This is a genomic window from Candidatus Omnitrophota bacterium, from assembly GCA_040755155.1.
GTDB lineage: Bacteria > Hinthialibacterota > Hinthialibacteria > Hinthialibacterales > Hinthialibacteraceae > JBFMBP01.
Genome location: JBFMBP010000070.1, coordinates 85,110 through 108,871, shown reverse-complemented (window position 1 = coordinate 108,871; position 23,762 = coordinate 85,110). Strand labels below are relative to the sequence as shown.

The following is a 23,762-nucleotide window of genomic DNA, read 5'->3' as shown; positions in this document are numbered from 1 at the left end:
GGCTTCAATGGGGCCACCGACTTTCATCGGTGGAAATGTCGTCGATGACCGTCGTAATCGTGGCCGTTATGTGGAGCTTCAATGGGGCCACCGACTTTCATCGGTGGAAATATATGATAGGACGTTCCCAAAACGGGAGCGTTCTATTAGCTTCAATGGGGCCACCGACTTTCATCGGTGGAAATCTACAACGCTTGCTAATGGGGATAACCTTCTTGCAACGGGCTTCAATGGGGCCACCGACTTTCATCGGTGGAAATTAACATTCGTATTCCTTCATTGGGTTTCCACGTTTTCCGCTTCAATGGGGCCACCGACTTTCATCGGTGGAAATGGATTTGACAATGATGTTTATTCTGCGCTTATTAACAGCTTCAATGGGGCCACCGACTTTCATCGGTGGAAATCAATATCCACTGCTGCATTCTATTGAGGCGCGGATAATGCTTCAATGGGGCCACCGACTTTCATCGGTGGAAATCCAACCAATCATATAAGCAATCCGCCAACTAACGCCGCTTCAATGGGGCCACCGACTTTCATCGGTGGAAATATTCCGCATGATCTGCGCCCATCGACGGATAAAGATATGCTTCAATGGGGCCACCGACTTTCATCGGTGGAAATTAGAAGCTTATTTGAGAGAGGAAGCGGGCTTCCCAGGCTTCAATGGGGCCACCGACTTTCATCGGTGGAAATCCCCTGAACCGGATAATTGATCGTTTCGTTTCGGGACATGCTTCAATGGGGCCACCGACTTTCATCGGTGGAAATGAAGGTGGCAGTAATAGGCATCGTCGGGGTATATAAGCTTCAATGGGGCCACCGACTTTCATCGGTGGAAATGGCGGCTAGGGAAGGCTTAAATCCATTGCTGTTTTAGGGCTTCAATGGGGCCACCGACTTTCATCGGTGGAAATGTATGGGAGCGTTTCGGCAATGTTCCAAATTATGTCGCTTCAATGGGGCCACCGACTTTCATCGGTGGAAATATGATGAACCGATGGCTTTCGGTCTTTGCCGATGGAGCTTCAATGGGGCCACCGACTTTCATCGGTGGAAATAGAAAATCAACGCCGAAGCGCGCGGGCTGCTGGAGGGCTTCAATGGGGCCACCGACTTTCATCGGTGGAAATGTATACCCGTGCGGGCTGTGAGAGCAAATTTTGCTGCAGCTTCAATGGGGCCACCGACTTTCATCGGTGGAAATTTGCCTTTGATGAATGGGCGTCGGCAACGCCAAAAGCTTCAATGGGGCCACCGACTTTCATCGGTGGAAATATCTGGACGCCGCCCGTTGTCGATTGCAGAAGCGAGCTTCAATGGGGCCACCGACTTTCATCGGTGGAAATACGCGCGATTTTCGGCTCATGGAGATCGCAACGAATGGCTTCAATGGGGCCACCGACTTTCATCGGTGGAAATGCACTCGAAAAAGCAGCGGCCGAACGCATGGCCAAGCACGCTTCAATGGGGCCACCGACTTTCATCGGTGGAAATAAAACTAATGAAATCGTGAAAGAACGACTTGCTAGACAGCTTCAATGGGGCCACCGACTTTCATCGGTGGAAATTCGCGATTGACGTAATAATCGGGACGCCATAAATAAAGCTTCAATGGGGCCACCGACTTTCATCGGTGGAAATATCATGGGAACGGCGGATCAAAGCCGCTGAGGAGGAGCTTCAATGGGGCCACCGACTTTCATCGGTGGAAATCTATAATCAATGCGCGGAAGAGGCGCGGCTGGAACGAGGCTTCAATGGGGCCACCGACTTTCATCGGTGGAAATGAAGTTTCGCGTCTTGGCAAAGTGCAGTATTGAATTTGCTTCAATGGGGCCACCGACTTTCATCGGTGGAAATCATTTAACCATGAGGCCTTATTTGCCGCAGCTGTTGATGCTTCAATGGGGCCACCGACTTTCATCGGTGGAAATTTCTTGGAGGATATTGAGGTTGGGATAGGTATCTTGGCTTCAATGGGGCCACCGACTTTCATCGGTGGAAATACGGCGATGGGGCTAAGCATTTTGCTTTTCTGATCCCGGCTTCAATGGGGCCACCGACTTTCATCGGTGGAAATTCATTCATCTCACCTCAATCGGAACTTGTCCAATAAGCTTCAATGGGGCCACCGACTTTCATCGGTGGAAATCCCTTATGGCGACCGCGAACTTCGATATAAGTTGAAAGCTTCAATGGGGCCACCGACTTTCATCGGTGGAAATAGGATCGACGGGCTGGAAGTCGTGCGGGCTATTTCTTTGCTTCAATGGGGCCACCGACTTTCATCGGTGGAAATCCATCAAAAACTTGGCTGTTGAGCCATACATTCTCTGCTTCAATGGGGCCACCGACTTTCATCGGTGGAAATAGCGAGAGGAAAAAAAATAAAAGAAATTCCGATACGCTTCAATGGGGCCACCGACTTTCATCGGTGGAAATTTGAAGAAGCATTATGGGAAGCGGTGGATAAACTGCAAGCTTCAATGGGGCCACCGACTTTCATCGGTGGAAATCCACAGAGGAGCCAATAGATAGCATGAGCGTATGGGAGCTTCAATGGGGCCACCGACTTTCATCGGTGGAAATTTCGCGTCACTGTCCCCACACCCCACGCGGCAAAAGCGCTTCAATGGGGCCACCGACTTTCATCGGTGGAAATATTCCTACGCCTGGCGAATTTGCAAAATTATCACAAGCTTCAATGGGGCCACCGACTTTCATCGGTGGAAATGTTCCGACCGGGGGAACTTTTTATCTTGACGACACTTGCTTCAATGGGGCCACCGACTTTCATCGGTGGAAATGGGATCAGCCGCGACGCTGACAGCGGGAACAGGGGCGCTTCAATGGGGCCACCGACTTTCATCGGTGGAAATCACGTCCTTGAATCTGGGGATATCAATGCCCCGACGGCTTCAATGGGGCCACCGACTTTCATCGGTGGAAATATTCTTGAGGCAATTCTGCCTCTAACTTACCTAATTGCTTCAATGGGGCCACCGACTTTCATCGGTGGAAATGGCATGGGGGGGTGGATGCACGAAGTTTTGCCCGACATGCTTCAATGGGGCCACCGACTTTCATCGGTGGAAATTGCCCGCAGCGCGGGCAGGTTTCACGCCATACTTGTATGCTTCAATGGGGCCACCGACTTTCATCGGTGGAAATAATAATCAGAGAGGGTTCTATTGGCATTGCTCGAATGCTTCAATGGGGCCACCGACTTTCATCGGTGGAAATGGAAGGAGAGGGACAGGTACGGGAGAAAAATATGCGCTTCAATGGGGCCACCGACTTTCATCGGTGGAAATCCGTTAGAATGCCCTCAAATTACATCGTATCCAAGAATGCTTCAATGGGGCCACCGACTTTCATCGGTGGAAATAAGGATATGGCGCTTGCTCAGATTGAGAAGGAAAAGAGGCTTCAATGGGGCCACCGACTTTCATCGGTGGAAATAGGAAATATTGAAAAAGCTATTTCTGATTATAATGATGGCTTCAATGGGGCCACCGACTTTCATCGGTGGAAATCGCCGTAAAAGCGTCTCCTGCCGACTTCGCCGTAACGGGCTTCAATGGGGCCACCGACTTTCATCGGTGGAAATTTAGAAGAGGAAGCAAAACTAGTAAGGTTAGAATCGTAGCTTCAATGGGGCCACCGACTTTCATCGGTGGAAATAACAATTAGGCATTGGAAAACCCTCCTGGATAAAATGCTTCAATGGGGCCACCGACTTTCATCGGTGGAAATAGATGACAGTCTTGATGTGCAAAATTGTTTAAGAGTCTTTGCTTCAATGGGGCCACCGACTTTCATCGGTGGAAATGATTTACCGACAATAGCTGCGGATTATGCTATCAATCGCTTCAATGGGGCCACCGACTTTCATCGGTGGAAATAACAATGTTGCCAGTCCAGAAATTTTTTTTAAAATTTTTTGCTTCAATGGGGCCACCGACTTTCATCGGTGGAAATGGCCTGATGATACTTTTTTCGGGTTGCGCTTCTTGCTGCTTCAATGGGGCCACCGACTTTCATCGGTGGAAATCTTAACTAGAGCGTAGAGATACCAATCCGATTTATCGGCTTCAATGGGGCCACCGACTTTCATCGGTGGAAATCAGTTATCCCCGTTCCTGAATAGGGAACGCCATTCGCGGCTTCAATGGGGCCACCGACTTTCATCGGTGGAAATATTTGATCAACTCCCTCCGCGTCTTGCAACAACACCCGCTTCAATGGGGCCACCGACTTTCATCGGTGGAAATTTGCCGGAGTGGAATGCCGAACTCGTGAAACAGGCGGAAGCTTCAATGGGGCCACCGACTTTCATCGGTGGAAATCAGATCATATAGAGGATATGTGGGAAGCGGCGGCGGAAGGCTTCAATGGGGCCACCGACTTTCATCGGTGGAAATTCTATCGATGTGTCGGCCACGCCGGCGCATCGCATGGCTTCAATGGGGCCACCGACTTTCATCGGTGGAAATTTATTGTAATGCGTCATAACATTGCGCAGCGGTTGCTGCTTCAATGGGGCCACCGACTTTCATCGGTGGAAATATTAAAGGCGTCGCCTTCTATTGCGCGCATTCTTAAGCTTCAATGGGGCCACCGACTTTCATCGGTGGAAATCTGGAAGATAACGGCTATTAAACGAAAGAGGAGATACGCTTCAATGGGGCCACCGACTTTCATCGGTGGAAATTCACTTTCGGTCATTGGCGCATTCCCGTCCCCCGCGCTTCAATGGGGCCACCGACTTTCATCGGTGGAAATAGAGAAGAGAAAAGAAGAAAATAGAAAAGGAGATGAGCTTCAATGGGGCCACCGACTTTCATCGGTGGAAATTGCCCGGCGCCGCCGCGATGAGTTGCGCATTCTCCTGCTTCAATGGGGCCACCGACTTTCATCGGTGGAAATAAAAAAAAGCCCGTAAGGCGGCTCGTGGACGTAAAAGCTTCAATGGGGCCACCGACTTTCATCGGTGGAAATCATATAGGAGAGTGCGGCGATTGTTGCCAACCCCGCCCGCTTCAATGGGGCCACCGACTTTCATCGGTGGAAATTGACGATTCCACTGCGGATGAAATTATTGCCGCCCTGCTTCAATGGGGCCACCGACTTTCATCGGTGGAAATCTATCCGATATTATGTCGATCAAGGGATCCTACTCAAGCTTCAATGGGGCCACCGACTTTCATCGGTGGAAATCCAGCCGCGCCTTCAACTCTTCAACTTCTCGCCGCGCTTCAATGGGGCCACCGACTTTCATCGGTGGAAATTCAATGGTGATATCACGAAAGACAGCGAATTGAGGCAGGCTTCAATGGGGCCACCGACTTTCATCGGTGGAAATAAATAAAGAAGATTTAGGCAAGTTGGTAGACCATTGGCTTCAATGGGGCCACCGACTTTCATCGGTGGAAATATAAATTAAATTGGCTAAATGAAAATAATAGACTAATTGCTTCAATGGGGCCACCGACTTTCATCGGTGGAAATTTTTAGGGCGCTCGAACTTACTAAGGGGTATTATCAAGCTTCAATGGGGCCACCGACTTTCATCGGTGGAAATACTGTAGGTAATGTAAGCGAGAAAATTACCGATACAGTCGCTTCAATGGGGCCACCGACTTTCATCGGTGGAAATCTCCGCTTTTCCTTTTGGCGTCATTTGTCCTGACGGCTTCAATGGGGCCACCGACTTTCATCGGTGGAAATAATGCTATATCAGGACTAACTAGTATCGATTTCAAGGCTTCAATGGGGCCACCGACTTTCATCGGTGGAAATTCAATCGCCCCATGAGACTTTTCCCGCTCTTTCTCGCTTCAATGGGGCCACCGACTTTCATCGGTGGAAATTCGTTTCCATCGAGGTAACGGAAGTAACTGGAACGCTGCTTCAATGGGGCCACCGACTTTCATCGGTGGAAATAGCCCGCTAAAGAGCCGTTTTCTCATTGGGTTCTGCAGCTTCAATGGGGCCACCGACTTTCATCGGTGGAAATATTATTGGATATGCCGGTTTGGTTGCAAAAGCATACCGCTTCAATGGGGCCACCGACTTTCATCGGTGGAAATAGCGGGGGATTATCTCTGGATAAACCAAGGCAGATCAGCTTCAATGGGGCCACCGACTTTCATCGGTGGAAATAAATTATACGGAAAAACAATGATATTTCCTTACACGCTTCAATGGGGCCACCGACTTTCATCGGTGGAAATAGAACCATTCCTGGCAGGATAAACATTCTCGCTTTCGGGCTTCAATGGGGCCACCGACTTTCATCGGTGGAAATGTCGACCATGATAGCAGAAAAGATTTGCGCTTAGTGGGCTTCAATGGGGCCACCGACTTTCATCGGTGGAAATGCGGAGAATCACCCGCCCAGATCGCTGCGACTCCTTGAGCTTCAATGGGGCCACCGACTTTCATCGGTGGAAATGAGCATAAGCCGATTACCGACTTCGCCGTCTCGACGGGCTTCAATGGGGCCACCGACTTTCATCGGTGGAAATGCGTTGAAGCGTTTCGGCTTCTCTTCCAATTGCTGAAGCTTCAATGGGGCCACCGACTTTCATCGGTGGAAATGTGGGCGGCGGGTACGGAATGGAAAGCGCTCCTTGAGCTGCTTCAATGGGGCCACCGACTTTCATCGGTGGAAATAAATAGACTCCCGCGCAAATCGGCGCGGGTTGGCTCTTGCTTCAATGGGGCCACCGACTTTCATCGGTGGAAATAAGGGAGTAAGAATCATGATCGAATATTTTCCGCATCAGCTTCAATGGGGCCACCGACTTTCATCGGTGGAAATGACGACTACCTTTGAGGAGTTAGAACCATTAATTGCGGGCTTCAATGGGGCCACCGACTTTCATCGGTGGAAATCCGGTCACGCCGCCCTGACGCAGGAGGATTCTCAATGCTTCAATGGGGCCACCGACTTTCATCGGTGGAAATAACTTCGGAAATCACACAAAAAGGAGAAACAATCATGGCTTCAATGGGGCCACCGACTTTCATCGGTGGAAATATGTATATCCAAATTTACCTAAGTTATGATCCTCGATGCTTCAATGGGGCCACCGACTTTCATCGGTGGAAATCCCGCCCTGTCGGGCGGCGCCGTCCTTTTTTTTTAAGCTTCAATGGGGCCACCGACTTTCATCGGTGGAAATATACGTATTATTGGGACGCCGATGGCAAAATCAGCAGCTTCAATGGGGCCACCGACTTTCATCGGTGGAAATATACGTATTATTGGGACGCCGATGGCAAAATCAGCAGCTTCAATGGGGCCACCGACTTTCATCGGTGGAAATGAATACCCGAATGACGAATGCGGTTATTTGATATCTCGCTTCAATGGGGCCACCGACTTTCATCGGTGGAAATGGCCACCTCCTCCATGCGAATCGAATGACTTTTTAGGCTTCAATGGGGCCACCGACTTTCATCGGTGGAAATCTTGCGTCATATTTCTCTTTCCTCCTGCTTGCCGTCGGCTTCAATGGGGCCACCGACTTTCATCGGTGGAAATTAAGTATAGTAATCTGAATAGTTTACACGTACCCCAGCTTCAATGGGGCCACCGACTTTCATCGGTGGAAATTTTATCAGAACTTAAAAATAAGCTCACTCTATCTAGCTTCAATGGGGCCACCGACTTTCATCGGTGGAAATTTGTGGGTCGCGTCTTTTTGCTATACAGGATGGGAAGCTTCAATGGGGCCACCGACTTTCATCGGTGGAAATTTCCCATGTTTCTTTGGAGAGTTTTTTCTTGTCTGCAGGCTTCAATGGGGCCACCGACTTTCATCGGTGGAAATGTATAACAAAAGGAGAAAATCGTAATGGGTATCAAAAGCTTCAATGGGGCCACCGACTTTCATCGGTGGAAATGGCTTTCGGGCGTCCAACGATATCGCAGAGCGCATTGCTTCAATGGGGCCACCGACTTTCATCGGTGGAAATGCCGAACAGCGGATCGAGATTGAAATCCACTTTGAGGCTTCAATGGGGCCACCGACTTTCATCGGTGGAAATGTTGAACCGTATTGAGCGGGACAAGGCGCAGCGGGAAACGCTTCAATGGGGCCACCGACTTTCATCGGTGGAAATAAAGACGACGCCGACGGTCAATGGTATATTCATCTCGCTTCAATGGGGCCACCGACTTTCATCGGTGGAAATGAACCTAAAGCTCAAGTCTATACCCCTCGTCCATCCCTGCTTCAATGGGGCCACCGACTTTCATCGGTGGAAATGGCCGTACGCGGGCTACAGGGCGAAAAAAAAGAGCGGCTTCAATGGGGCCACCGACTTTCATCGGTGGAAATAGTCATCGCGGGAACCGGGCTTGCCCACAAAACTACGCTTCAATGGGGCCACCGACTTTCATCGGTGGAAATCGACCTGGAGACGAGCCAAGAGGATCACGTTTGCGATGCTTCAATGGGGCCACCGACTTTCATCGGTGGAAATAGAAAGAAGGGAGTACAAAGCAATGGGATTACGAGTCGTCGCTTCAATGGGGCCACCGACTTTCATCGGTGGAAATGGAGAGGATGGGCTAGCCATTCAATTGAATGACAGAAAAGCTTCAATGGGGCCACCGACTTTCATCGGTGGAAATTTGCCAACGGGCGGATTAGAAGCGGAAAGCCGCCAAGCTTCAATGGGGCCACCGACTTTCATCGGTGGAAATATGCTGTCGCCGCTTGCAAGGCTGGTATTAAAGTCAAGCTTCAATGGGGCCACCGACTTTCATCGGTGGAAATGTTGTTATCGCCTTCCTTTTGTGGCTCAACAACTTTCAGGCTTCAATGGGGCCACCGACTTTCATCGGTGGAAATGACAAGAGCACCAATACGGCCAGAGCACTGACTAGAAGCTTCAATGGGGCCACCGACTTTCATCGGTGGAAATGCTATCTCTGTTGTGTCTGTTGACACTGAAACAGGAGAGAGCTTCAATGGGGCCACCGACTTTCATCGGTGGAAATGATTACACTCACGATCACTTTATAGCGTCTTTACTAGCTTCAATGGGGCCACCGACTTTCATCGGTGGAAATCGCCTTATGAAAAGAATCCGCTTCTGAATAAGTCTCGCTTCAATGGGGCCACCGACTTTCATCGGTGGAAATGCACGAATTGTCATGCCCCTTGCATGTCGCTTCCTCTGCTTCAATGGGGCCACCGACTTTCATCGGTGGAAATGGCGGATTGGACGCATTAAGGCGCCATGCACCGGCGAGCTTCAATGGGGCCACCGACTTTCATCGGTGGAAATGAGGATATCTGCTTAAAGTATCTCTGTTGTCCTTTAGCTTCAATGGGGCCACCGACTTTCATCGGTGGAAATGTGGTGCCGAGAACGCTATAAATACTGGATAAAAAAGCTTCAATGGGGCCACCGACTTTCATCGGTGGAAATTCGTAAATCCGCCCGTTGTATTCCGTCTTGATCGCGCCGCTTCAATGGGGCCACCGACTTTCATCGGTGGAAATAGCGATGGCCTGTAAGCGCGCCCATACGCTAGCCACGGCTTCAATGGGGCCACCGACTTTCATCGGTGGAAATGTCGAGTGCGGGGGAGTACTTGACCCAGATGTCGGCAGGGCTTCAATGGGGCCACCGACTTTCATCGGTGGAAATGTATCTTTGTATTGGTGCGAACAATCGTTAAGGTATCCGCTTCAATGGGGCCACCGACTTTCATCGGTGGAAATCTACAATAGGTGCTATACTATGCAAAAATACCGCATGCTTCAATGGGGCCACCGACTTTCATCGGTGGAAATGCAAGGGCGTATTCCAGATTGAAATCCACGTCCCAGCTTCAATGGGGCCACCGACTTTCATCGGTGGAAATAGGAAGACATCCTGGCGGAAGAAACCGAAAAGGAGAAATGCTTCAATGGGGCCACCGACTTTCATCGGTGGAAATCTGGAGTTCCGGTATTTGACCCATTAGCCTCAATCTGGCTTCAATGGGGCCACCGACTTTCATCGGTGGAAATTCTCCAACTCCTCCTGTTGATACACCGCCATCCACCGGCTTCAATGGGGCCACCGACTTTCATCGGTGGAAATAATTCCTGCGGCTCCAGACGCCGCGCCGCCGATAACCGCTTCAATGGGGCCACCGACTTTCATCGGTGGAAATATAAATACTGGATAAAAAACAACCTATGCTATCATTGCGGGCTTCAATGGGGCCACCGACTTTCATCGGTGGAAATTTGGCATCTTGCGTCATGCGGTTTATGCGATCTATCGCTTCAATGGGGCCACCGACTTTCATCGGTGGAAATTCACTCGTTCGTTCCAGGACTTAACGGCCGCTCAAATCGCTTCAATGGGGCCACCGACTTTCATCGGTGGAAATGGCTAAGGTACTTAACCCTTATTTCTCAAGTCAATGCTGCTTCAATGGGGCCACCGACTTTCATCGGTGGAAATTTATAGATATTCGCCATTACCGCAACGGTTCTCCTTGCTTCAATGGGGCCACCGACTTTCATCGGTGGAAATAAAGGCAAGGAAAGGAGCAAAAAACAGTGGGACTAAAAGCTTCAATGGGGCCACCGACTTTCATCGGTGGAAATCGTAAAGACCGAGCGCGAGAAAGAAACCAGTGAAACGCTTCAATGGGGCCACCGACTTTCATCGGTGGAAATATCCTTAAATCCGTACTTAGTGGCCATCCGTTGACTGCTTCAATGGGGCCACCGACTTTCATCGGTGGAAATAACAAAAATTCGTTCATGGGCGAGCGTCATTCCGTTGCTTCAATGGGGCCACCGACTTTCATCGGTGGAAATTATCAGTCAAGTATTCTTGTATATTTCCGAAAGTATCGCTTCAATGGGGCCACCGACTTTCATCGGTGGAAATTTCGTTTTGGTTTTGGGTTGAAAGAAAAACCCAAGTGCTTCAATGGGGCCACCGACTTTCATCGGTGGAAATCGAGTTGAACAATGGGAATGCGTTGGCTATGATTCCGATGCTTCAATGGGGCCACCGACTTTCATCGGTGGAAATAAAGACGAAGCCGAACAAGTTTCACGCGCAACGAACCGCTTCAATGGGGCCACCGACTTTCATCGGTGGAAATTCGGGTGGCCGCCGGCAAACAACAAATTTTAAAGACCAGCTTCAATGGGGCCACCGACTTTCATCGGTGGAAATCGTTATACGGGATACGATGCCGATCTTATTATTGCAGCTTCAATGGGGCCACCGACTTTCATCGGTGGAAATTGCGCGTCTAAAATCCGCTGCGCCGCCGATTCGCTCGCTTCAATGGGGCCACCGACTTTCATCGGTGGAAATAGAAGGAGGAGTATTATGATTATTGACTTGGATGGGCTTCAATGGGGCCACCGACTTTCATCGGTGGAAATGTGACCGAAATTCTTAGCATCACCCCGCACTCATACGCTTCAATGGGGCCACCGACTTTCATCGGTGGAAATTTTACTGTTTTGATACACTTCCAACACGGAGAGCAATGCGCTTCAATGGGGCCACCGACTTTCATCGGTGGAAATTTTCGGGTGCGACTGCGAGTGATATTCGCTACAACGTCGCTTCAATGGGGCCACCGACTTTCATCGGTGGAAATCAAAACTACGGGAACTCTCGCCAATCAGCAGAAAACGGCTTCAATGGGGCCACCGACTTTCATCGGTGGAAATAAATAAATGTCGAATCATAAGCGTGAACCCAAGCAAATCGCTTCAATGGGGCCACCGACTTTCATCGGTGGAAATGATGCTTCACGCATATCCAGCCATCCACTTCATCGACAGGCTTCAATGGGGCCACCGACTTTCATCGGTGGAAATCTACAGAGGAGCCGATTGACAGCATGAGCGTATTAGAGCTTCAATGGGGCCACCGACTTTCATCGGTGGAAATGGGATGGGCATGGGCGAGTGAGATGAAGGGGCATAATGCTTCAATGGGGCCACCGACTTTCATCGGTGGAAATAAGATTAGACAAATCATCCCACTAGAGATTGACAACAGCTTCAATGGGGCCACCGACTTTCATCGGTGGAAATAACTGTTTACCATCGAATTGTACGTCTGCAAACATGTGCTTCAATGGGGCCACCGACTTTCATCGGTGGAAATGATTTACAGTCTTGGTTAGTTTCTGGAATTATCGATATGCTTCAATGGGGCCACCGACTTTCATCGGTGGAAATTGTTTGTTAATCAAATCAAGGATTGCCTTATCGTCAGCTTCAATGGGGCCACCGACTTTCATCGGTGGAAATGTATCCAACGGTGGTTTGGGAAATTGATACGGTAAGCTTCAATGGGGCCACCGACTTTCATCGGTGGAAATGGAACAATAAAATGCCACTTCTCAAACGCGAACCAAAACGCTTCAATGGGGCCACCGACTTTCATCGGTGGAAATGAGAAACCGGCGGTCAGAAAATCGGAAGCGAAATTGCTTCAATGGGGCCACCGACTTTCATCGGTGGAAATATGACGACTGCCGCCGCCATGTACTCCCAAAACTCGCTTCAATGGGGCCACCGACTTTCATCGGTGGAAATGGCTATATCCGACGCGGATGAGATAGTAGCTGGTATGGCTTCAATGGGGCCACCGACTTTCATCGGTGGAAATTCTCAGAAAGATTTTCTACCATACAACCAAGAACACAGGCTTCAATGGGGCCACCGACTTTCATCGGTGGAAATGGCATTTTGGAGATCGGCATCTCGAAGATTGGCATCTCGCTTCAATGGGGCCACCGACTTTCATCGGTGGAAATAAGGCAACAAGATAATCGCCCCATGAAACCGCGCCCCGCTTCAATGGGGCCACCGACTTTCATCGGTGGAAATTAGAGCCATTAATTGCAGAAGTAAAGGACATTCGCGAAGCTTCAATGGGGCCACCGACTTTCATCGGTGGAAATAAAGGAGAAAGACGATGAAAAACGCTACACTGAACAGCTTCAATGGGGCCACCGACTTTCATCGGTGGAAATGATCAGGAGAACCCGACGCTGTAGATGGTCTTAAAACGCTTCAATGGGGCCACCGACTTTCATCGGTGGAAATCGCAACAGTCACCGAATCGATCGATTTCGTAGACGACAGCTTCAATGGGGCCACCGACTTTCATCGGTGGAAATGAAAGAATGATTACGCCAAAATATCAGGCCGGTTCATCGCTTCAATGGGGCCACCGACTTTCATCGGTGGAAATGATGTGGCAGAAGCCGAAATCCCCGCGCCTTTCCCGGCTTCAATGGGGCCACCGACTTTCATCGGTGGAAATAGAAGTAATAACTGCATAATCATCCCCTTCCATGCCGCCGCTTCAATGGGGCCACCGACTTTCATCGGTGGAAATATCAATATAACGGGGCTAACCTATGACCAGACCGATAGCTTCAATGGGGCCACCGACTTTCATCGGTGGAAATGCTGGATTATTAACTTATTCGGCGTGGGCAACAACCGGCTTCAATGGGGCCACCGACTTTCATCGGTGGAAATTAAATACTGGATTAAAAAAAACCTCTGCTACCATTGCGGGCTTCAATGGGGCCACCGACTTTCATCGGTGGAAATGTTTTAGATTCTGCTGGTAACGAAGTACAGTATATATGCTTCAATGGGGCCACCGACTTTCATCGGTGGAAATAGACAGTCCGGCAACCGCTTCGATTCCCTTGCCGATCGCTTCAATGGGGCCACCGACTTTCATCGGTGGAAATGTTGTTTATCGCTCTTGACGGGGTTGACTAATAACGACGCTTCAATGGGGCCACCGACTTTCATCGGTGGAAATCTACTGCATCCGCTGATGAGTTTACTGTCGACATGGAAGCTTCAATGGGGCCACCGACTTTCATCGGTGGAAATTATTCAAGGCGTCAAGTTTTCGATCGGCTTGGCGCTTGGCTTCAATGGGGCCACCGACTTTCATCGGTGGAAATGCGAGCCGAGGATGTTATTGTAGTAAGCGTTCGAAATGCTTCAATGGGGCCACCGACTTTCATCGGTGGAAATTGGCGGTAGAAATTCTGGACGACTCCCCGCGCAATGCTTCAATGGGGCCACCGACTTTCATCGGTGGAAATTAATTCAAGCGCCAAAGAAATATACTGGCTGAGTACGCTTCAATGGGGCCACCGACTTTCATCGGTGGAAATGACGGTCGATAGTACGATTGAAACAGTGCGGCATGAGGCTTCAATGGGGCCACCGACTTTCATCGGTGGAAATAAAAATATTACTTGCAATTTCACACGCCGCTGACAGGCTTCAATGGGGCCACCGACTTTCATCGGTGGAAATGAAGTCGGCTTCCGGCGTTGCGGATGGAGTCGATCCGCTTCAATGGGGCCACCGACTTTCATCGGTGGAAATAAGGCGTCTCGAAGAAGCTCTGCCTTTATCGTCGCCCGCTTCAATGGGGCCACCGACTTTCATCGGTGGAAATAACAGCTTGGCGATTGAGGTACGCCGCTGGTGGAGTAGGGCTTCAATGGGGCCACCGACTTTCATCGGTGGAAATTCGATGACCGTCGTAATCGTGGCCGTTATATGGAGGCTTCAATGGGGCCACCGACTTTCATCGGTGGAAATGTCAGCGGCTACCGTCGTAGGGTATGGGCCAATGGGCTTCAATGGGGCCACCGACTTTCATCGGTGGAAATTGGAAAATCATAATCCCAAATTATCGACGATGGTAAGCTTCAATGGGGCCACCGACTTTCATCGGTGGAAATAAATGAAAAAGAATAGCAATCCCCTAGCCCCGCATTAGCTTCAATGGGGCCACCGACTTTCATCGGTGGAAATGAGTTTATCGGAAGAAGAGCGAGCGTCTTTTAAAAGCTTCAATGGGGCCACCGACTTTCATCGGTGGAAATAGTATTTAGAAAAAGGATTAGGGGCGAGATTGATAAGCTTCAATGGGGCCACCGACTTTCATCGGTGGAAATATAATGAAACGGATGTCGGAGTTCGTTCGGATCGCATCGGCTTCAATGGGGCCACCGACTTTCATCGGTGGAAATAGAGATAGCGGCGTGCGAGGCTGAAATCAAGCGGCTGCTTCAATGGGGCCACCGACTTTCATCGGTGGAAATTTTTTCGTAACTATAAAACCCGAATTGATTCCGTTTAGCTTCAATGGGGCCACCGACTTTCATCGGTGGAAATTCAAGGCTCAACGGCCAGGGGCAAATCTTGACTGTTCGCTTCAATGGGGCCACCGACTTTCATCGGTGGAAATTGGACAGAGAGGGACAGATACGGACGCAAAATTTGCGCTTCAATGGGGCCACCGACTTTCATCGGTGGAAATGATCCAGATGCTTCCAATTATCAAGCGCCATCTTAAGGCTTCAATGGGGCCACCGACTTTCATCGGTGGAAATAGTGCGGCATGAGACAACCCTCCTGGATAAAATAGATTGCTTCAATGGGGCCACCGACTTTCATCGGTGGAAATTCATTATAGCGCGATATTTTACGGTGGATAAATTATCGCTTCAATGGGGCCACCGACTTTCATCGGTGGAAATCTAGCGCTAGGAGGCTTACAATGTACAAGGTGACGTTGCTTCAATGGGGCCACCGACTTTCATCGGTGGAAATATCCTTAGCCTGCTGGACAAAAATGGGTATTCAACGCTTCAATGGGGCCACCGACTTTCATCGGTGGAAATGTATCTACGTTGTAGACAGTCGTGCCACCTGAAGCTCGCTTCAATGGGGCCACCGACTTTCATCGGTGGAAATAAGTAAAAGAATAGCAATCCCCTAGCCCACGTCAAGCTTCAATGGGGCCACCGACTTTCATCGGTGGAAATAGTAATACCAGTCAGGAGCCCATTCGGTCCAACAAGCTTCAATGGGGCCACCGACTTTCATCGGTGGAAATAGGATTTGAAGGAATCCAAATTTGAGTGTAGTTGTCGAAGCTTCAATGGGGCCACCGACTTTCATCGGTGGAAATTCTGGTATGCCGACGTCTGGAAGCCAGACAGCTGCCTCGCTTCAATGGGGCCACCGACTTTCATCGGTGGAAATGCAAACACGCGACGGACATGGTTTTTCCGCAGCGATGCTTCAATGGGGCCACCGACTTTCATCGGTGGAAATTGCTAATGAAGAAGCAAAACGCAACCCCGCTATAGGTGCTTCAATGGGGCCACCGACTTTCATCGGTGGAAATTTGGCTATGCGGCGTAAACCATTGATTTTATTAAGGATAGCTTCAATGGGGCCACCGACTTTCATCGGTGGAAATTGTTTCCGTTTTGCGGTTCATTGAGCATACGGCGACCGGCTTCAATGGGGCCACCGACTTTCATCGGTGGAAATGCGCCCACCCACGCGGCGATAGATTCCCCTTCAAACGGGCTTCAATGGGGCCACCGACTTTCATCGGTGGAAATTAATAAGTGCGGCTATCGCTCTCAGCGTCAACCGCATAGCTTCAATGGGGCCACCGACTTTCATCGGTGGAAATGATCAAGCCGCCGGAATTATGGCCGGAAGAATACCAGCTTCAATGGGGCCACCGACTTTCATCGGTGGAAATTATAGACATTGCCATCTCCATTTATCGATCCTTAAGCTTCAATGGGGCCACCGACTTTCATCGGTGGAAATGCGGAAATGCGCAAGATTCACGACGCCGCCAAAACCGGCTTCAATGGGGCCACCGACTTTCATCGGTGGAAATAATGAAGCGTTCTATGACGTGCATTCGGATCACGTAGCTTCAATGGGGCCACCGACTTTCATCGGTGGAAATGCAAGATGCCCGGCAGTTGGCCGTCTGGACTGACAGCTTCAATGGGGCCACCGACTTTCATCGGTGGAAATAGCCGAGCCGGTTACAAGAGTCGTCTCAATCGATACGTCGCTTCAATGGGGCCACCGACTTTCATCGGTGGAAATGTTCGGTAACGACGACGGAAGAAAACTATTCAACCGTGCTTCAATGGGGCCACCGACTTTCATCGGTGGAAATTGAAAAGCAAGTGCAAGATTCGTTTGCTATTATCGTGCTTCAATGGGGCCACCGACTTTCATCGGTGGAAATCATCTACAGGATGGACTATCTACGCCTAAGAGGGCGCGCTTCAATGGGGCCACCGACTTTCATCGGTGGAAATTTGGGCTTTGACGCCGCATTCAACGCATCGATACTTGCTTCAATGGGGCCACCGACTTTCATCGGTGGAAATATAGAAAAACAATCCTGCTGTTTGTTGCCATGCTCCGCTTCAATGGGGCCACCGACTTTCATCGGTGGAAATTTCGTTACCGCAGTCCATCGCTCCGCGATCCCCGGCGGCTTCAATGGGGCCACCGACTTTCATCGGTGGAAATTTAAGGTACTATCAGACATTGTTAACTCACTTTTATGCTTCAATGGGGCCACCGACTTTCATCGGTGGAAATTTATGATTGGCCAATAATCGACGATCCGCTTGGCGGGCGGCTTCAATGGGGCCACCGACTTTCATCGGTGGAAATCGCAAGATGCCAACAAGGAAATACTCGAATCGGAGCGCAGCTTCAATGGGGCCACCGACTTTCATCGGTGGAAATCGATTGTGGCTAACACAATCGCTACTTTTTTAGGATCGCTTCAATGGGGCCACCGACTTTCATCGGTGGAAATAATCAAAAGTCAAGAAAAAAAACCCGAAGGGTGAAAGGCTTCAATGGGGCCACCGACTTTCATCGGTGGAAATTTACTAGCCCGCGGCTGGACGATGGAATGCTGGAAAACGCTTCAATGGGGCCACCGACTTTCATCGGTGGAAATGCGCGCATGGGACGGGAGAGCGGGCGCGAGTCGATTCGCTTCAATGGGGCCACCGACTTTCATCGGTGGAAATAAGCCAAATGCGGCGCATCCGGCGATGATAAAGCAAAAGCTTCAATGGGGCCACCGACTTTCATCGGTGGAAATCAATCTTTTCGTGGATAATCGGAGATTATGTAAGGATGCGCTTCAATGGGGCCACCGACTTTCATCGGTGGAAATAGCAGGGAAAAAGCGCCCAAGACTGCGAGTTTATCTGGCTTCAATGGGGCCACCGACTTTCATCGGTGGAAATAAATAGGTTCCACGCCGTCGATATCGGCGCCTAAGTGCTTCAATGGGGCCACCGACTTTCATCGGTGGAAATTGGTCGGAACTTTTGCTTACCGGAACGATACCCGTATTGCTTCAATGGGGCCACCGACTTTCATCGGTGGAAATAATTGGTGGGGCTTTTAAAACTTCTTACTGGGAAAGCTTCAATGGGGCCACCGACTTTCATCGGTGGAAATATCAAGGAAATGGAAAATACCGGCCAGCCCGTTCCTGCTTCAATGGGGCCACCGACTTTCATCGGTGGAAATGATTACGCCGGATATCCGAATTACGCCATAAGGAGAGCTTCAATGGGGCCACCGACTTTCATCGGTGGAAATGAACCTTTGCGAACGGGGAAAAATATCCAGGTTTTTTGCTTCAATGGGGCCACCGACTTTCATCGGTGGAAATTCTATGATCGATTGCTCGCCGCGATGAACACCAACCGGCTTCAATGGGGCCACCGACTTTCATCGGTGGAAATTCCGGGACCGGCAGCGCTAGCGGCGCCGCAAGGCGGCGCTTCAATGGGGCCACCGACTTTCATCGGTGGAAATTAGGATTGAAGATATTTCGGAGTTTGAAGGATTTATGCTTCAATGGGGCCACCGACTTTCATCGGTGGAAATAGATGATAGCTGGCCTGGAACATCATATGCTTCTATGCTTCAATGGGGCCACCGACTTTCATCGGTGGAAATTTTTGGGATCGTATTCGAAATAATCCATGCTAAAAAGCTTCAATGGGGCCACCGACTTTCATCGGTGGAAATTTCCCGTAACCACCATGCTGAACCAACCCTCTTGAGGCTTCAATGGGGCCACCGACTTTCATCGGTGGAAATAAGATCAAGGCGGATGCGGAAGAGCGCAAACGCCTGATGGCTTCAATGGGGCCACCGACTTTCATCGGTGGAAATTGTAATTTTTTCGTACAACGGTTGATCGATTTTTTCGCTTCAATGGGGCCACCGACTTTCATCGGTGGAAATTCTCTTAACCTTATATTTATATTATACCTCTTTTTTTGCTTCAATGGGGCCACCGACTTTCATCGGTGGAAATAGACCGGAATCATCAAAACTGATATATCCACCTTGAGCAGCTTCAATGGGGCCACCGACTTTCATCGGTGGAAATGGATAAAGCCTATCTCCTAAATTACGGGATGAATATTGGCGCTTCAATGGGGCCACCGACTTTCATCGGTGGAAATGAGATTATTCGCTGTTGTATTTTCTCTTGTAAAGTAAGCTTCAATGGGGCCACCGACTTTCATCGGTGGAAATTCGGCGAACCATTGCTCTAAAGACTCGATCGATTCAAGCTTCAATGGGGCCACCGACTTTCATCGGTGGAAATCCACAGACGGACAATCAAATCGATAGGGAGAATATTAGCTTCAATGGGGCCACCGACTTTCATCGGTGGAAATGTATCCGCATTGTGCATAACCTCGACGGATACGGCGGCTTCAATGGGGCCACCGACTTTCATCGGTGGAAATTTAGCCATCTTCTTCTCCCCCAATTGCAGGGCGATAGCTTCAATGGGGCCACCGACTTTCATCGGTGGAAATAGAGCAATGGTTCGCCGAACAACTTAAGCAATACGAGCTTCAATGGGGCCACCGACTTTCATCGGTGGAAATCAACAAATGCGATATGTCCTTCCGGCGTCTTGCACCAGGCTTCAATGGGGCCACCGACTTTCATCGGTGGAAATGCTCCGGCGTGTAAGCCAGTGAACCATCGCGGATGCCCTGCAGCTTCAATGGGGCCACCGACTTTCATCGGTGGAAATGAGAGCGGCCCGCACCCTACGCAAGACCACCTCACGCTTCAATGGGGCCACCGACTTTCATCGGTGGAAATAAAATTTCCGAGTGCATGAAGGACATGAATCTTTGGAGCTTCAATGGGGCCACCGACTTTCATCGGTGGAAATGAGCGAGGAAAAATATCTACGTATGACTTCGAAGGGCTTCAATGGGGCCACCGACTTTCATCGGTGGAAATGGAAATTACATCGATCTATTCACGAAGGCGGCCATCGAGCTTCAATGGGGCCACCGACTTTCATCGGTGGAAATTAACATTTGATATTGCTCCCAGTAACCACCATGCTGCTTCAATGGGGCCACCGACTTTCATCGGTGGAAATACGAAGCTACGGCGCGGGGAGAAACGCGCGGACCAAGCTTCAATGGGGCCACCGACTTTCATCGGTGGAAATGAGTAACCGGCAGCGGTGTAGGAAATCGCAAGAGAGGGGCTTCAATGGGGCCACCGACTTTCATCGGTGGAAATGTTGGATGCGACATCAGATGATACCGAGGGTTATCTGCTTCAATGGGGCCACCGACTTTCATCGGTGGAAATAAAATGGATCGTGGTCGGTTTGCAGAACGATCGGCCAAGCTTCAATGGGGCCACCGACTTTCATCGGTGGAAATGCTCGCAAGGCGCAAGGGAACGTGCAAGCATTTTTGGAGCTTCAATGGGGCCACCGACTTTCATCGGTGGAAATTTGGTTGGTTATGGCGATGCTTAACCCCATCACTGTCGCTTCAATGGGGCCACCGACTTTCATCGGTGGAAATACGCTAGAGGCTGATTGGGAAGGAACGAATCATTACGCTTCAATGGGGCCACCGACTTTCATCGGTGGAAATTAATTTTAGGTTTTTGTATCCCAATCAGATACAAGTGGCTTCAATGGGGCCACCGACTTTCATCGGTGGAAATAAAAAGAGGAAAAAGCGATGGGGACCAGCGATTATGCTTCAATGGGGCCACCGACTTTCATCGGTGGAAATGTTCCAGGGGAAGGATTGTTCTACACTCCATCGAAAGCGCTTCAATGGGGCCACCGACTTTCATCGGTGGAAATCAAAATGGCGGCGGGATTTCTTACATATCCGGCATAGCTTCAATGGGGCCACCGACTTTCATCGGTGGAAATATGTTGGGAACCGCCTCCAATATTTACGTCGTCAAATCGCTTCAATGGGGCCACCGACTTTCATCGGTGGAAATTTTGAGAGAGATATGCGTAAGATAGAAACAACCAGCGCTTCAATGGGGCCACCGACTTTCATCGGTGGAAATCAGAAAAAGGATTAACTACCGCCGCCGTCCATTATCCTGCTTCAATGGGGCCACCGACTTTCATCGGTGGAAATCCAGGTAAGGTATATAGGATCCTTAATTTTTGCCATTGCTTCAATGGGGCCACCGACTTTCATCGGTGGAAATCGAAGGCATAGAGCGGGCGGGAAACGTCATTGCGGGCTTCAATGGGGCCACCGACTTTCATCGGTGGAAATATCCTTTGGCTCCCGCCAACAGCAGCGAACTAAACAGCTTCAATGGGGCCACCGACTTTCATCGGTGGAAATAGCCCCCTTTTGGAGGCTTTGATTTCAATGTGTTTACGTGCTGTTTTGCGAGCGCCGCCTTCAGATTTTAGCCAATGTAATTTATTTTTTTGCGCCATTTCACCCTAAATCCTTTATTTTCAAAGAGCGAGCGCTTCCTTGGGCGGCGCGCGTCACTTCACCTCTCGCCACCATATTTTATACAACTACGGCTCCATGAGGGCAAGGTTCGTAAGGGCGTCCAAGGGCTTCGATCTCTTTTTCAATCTCGCCTCCCGCAGGGCCAATCGGAATCATCAAAACTTGGTCTTCGTTGTGATGAATCACGGGATTGATCTTCATCATCATTTGAATTCGTTCTTTCGGCGTCAATTCGGCACGGAATACCGAGAGTTGAATCCGGTCGCCGAAGCCGCGCATGATCTTGAACACCTTCCGCAACCGTTTCGGATGACTGATATCGTACATGACGATATATAAGCGGCGCATGTCGATTCACCTCGTACAGAATTCGGGGGGAGTGGGCAGCTCTCCCAACAGATAGCGGGCCAGCAGCCGCGCTTGCACTTCGAGTACGCGGCGGTAACTGATTCGGTAATTGAAAATTGGATGAGTAATCAAAGAATCCATGCGGCGTTCGTAGGTCATAATAAATGCTTTCCGCGCATCCGGTTTTAGCGCGAAAGCGCCCGCCGAACGTACAAAATCTTTGGACTGAATTACGCCATTGTTGATAACGGAAATCACCACGGAATCGGCGATCAGCGGGCGAAACGGCTCCATCATGTCTAACGCAAGCGCCGGGCGTCCATAGCGGGGTTGATGATAAAATCCCATAAACGGATCGAAGCCCACGCGCAATAAGACGATGGCGAATTCTTTCGTCAACAGCGAATAGGCGAACGAAAGCATGGCATTGACCGGATCGCGCGGCGGACGACGATTGCGGGTTGTGAAATCGAATCCGGATAATCCACCATCGCTCTCTTTCGGTTTGAGCATGGAGGAAAAATGCTGGAAATAAATCCGCGCCGCGTTGCCTTCGAATCCCAGCAGCGATTCCATATTGGCGGCCTCTCCCGCCTGTTGTTCAGCGCGCCGTAAGTCCTCGATAGCGTCCTCGTTTCCTTCCGCGCTATTGCGCCGCAGCAAAATCCGGCTGTTTTGGATTTTATTTTGCACGAGGACGCGGGCGATTTCCAGCGATTCTTTTCCGTATTCCGCACGGTATTGCCGCCGCCGCAATTCCACGTTTTTATGCGGCATCCCTCCGCAAATTCCGTTGAACCAGCCTCCAAAAGAAAAGTAGAGAAGGGGGATGGATCGCTTTAACAATTCTTGGATGGCTTGCGTGCTGATTTGAACGTTTCCGTAAAGGCAAACATGGGACAAATCGATGAACCGGATATCGGCGACCTTGGTTCCTTTGAGTTTGACTACCAATTCCTCGTTCGATTTGCCGACGTAGGCGCCCTGGTCTTGCACGTAGAGCGGCGCGGCGTCGTCCCGCGCCGGATACAAGCGGCGGATGGCGTCTTCTTCCGCCTCCGCGTTGGGATGCGCCGCCTCGTGCAGAATTTCGTCGGGAAGACAGATGCCCGCCAGCGAGCAGCCGGGACATTTGGGGCTGTCTTGCAGAGGACGGGGCGTCTCGCCGGATTGCATGACGCAGCGCAACTCGCGGGCGATCTCCAGCGTACGGGCGGCGAGGGCGTCCGTAATGGCGATCTCCACCCGCTGGCGCGATTGGGCGTAATAGAGGACGCCGGTTGGGCAAACGTAGCCGTTTTCGCGCAGGATCATGGCCTGCGCGCAGAGTTGCACGCGCTCCGGCTCCCACGAGCGCTCCGGATTGTCGGGCACGCTTCCCCGCTTGTATTCCACGGGAAGGACGGCGCCCGCCTCGGCTTCGATCAAATCCATCTTGGCGATGAAGCCGCATCCTTCCGCCGAGAGCATGACGGAACGCGCATGGACGGCTTCCGGCGCCTGCTCCTCCATTTCGTCCGCATCGGGCAGATCGCCGCTGGGACGATCCACCCGGCGATGCTGAAAGTTCCCGTCCATCGTCCACTCGTTGTCGTCCCACTCCTGCTGCGCCCATTCCAAATAACAAAGCCGGGGACAATACGCGAACTCGTTAAGCATCCGCGCCGGGATGAAGTCGGGGAGGGATAGAATAACGGGAAAAGACGATTCGGCTTCATTCATA

Annotated in this window: 2 protein-coding genes and 1 CRISPR repeat array (1 of these 3 only partly in view); both genes read right to left on the bottom strand. The window is 50.4% G+C overall.

Annotated elements, in window-relative coordinates; genetic code table 11:
• A CRISPR array of direct repeats spans positions 1-21,571; the repeat unit is 36 nt; unit sequence GCTTCAATGGGGCCACCGACTTTCATCGGTGGAAAT; it reaches 4,155 nt to the left of the window's first position.
• Between the two features lie 177 nt (positions 21,572-21,748).
• A complete protein-coding gene (gene cas2 / locus AB1656_09080) occupies positions 21,749-22,039 on the bottom strand; it encodes a CRISPR-associated endonuclease Cas2 (GenBank protein ID MEW6235525.1) in 291 nt (96 codons plus the stop codon).
• Between the two features lie 6 nt (positions 22,040-22,045).
• A complete protein-coding gene (gene cas1, locus AB1656_09075; GenBank protein MEW6235524.1) occupies positions 22,046-23,761 on the bottom strand; it encodes a CRISPR-associated endonuclease Cas1 in 1,716 nt (571 codons plus the stop codon).
• Position 23,762 lies beyond the last annotated feature (1 nt).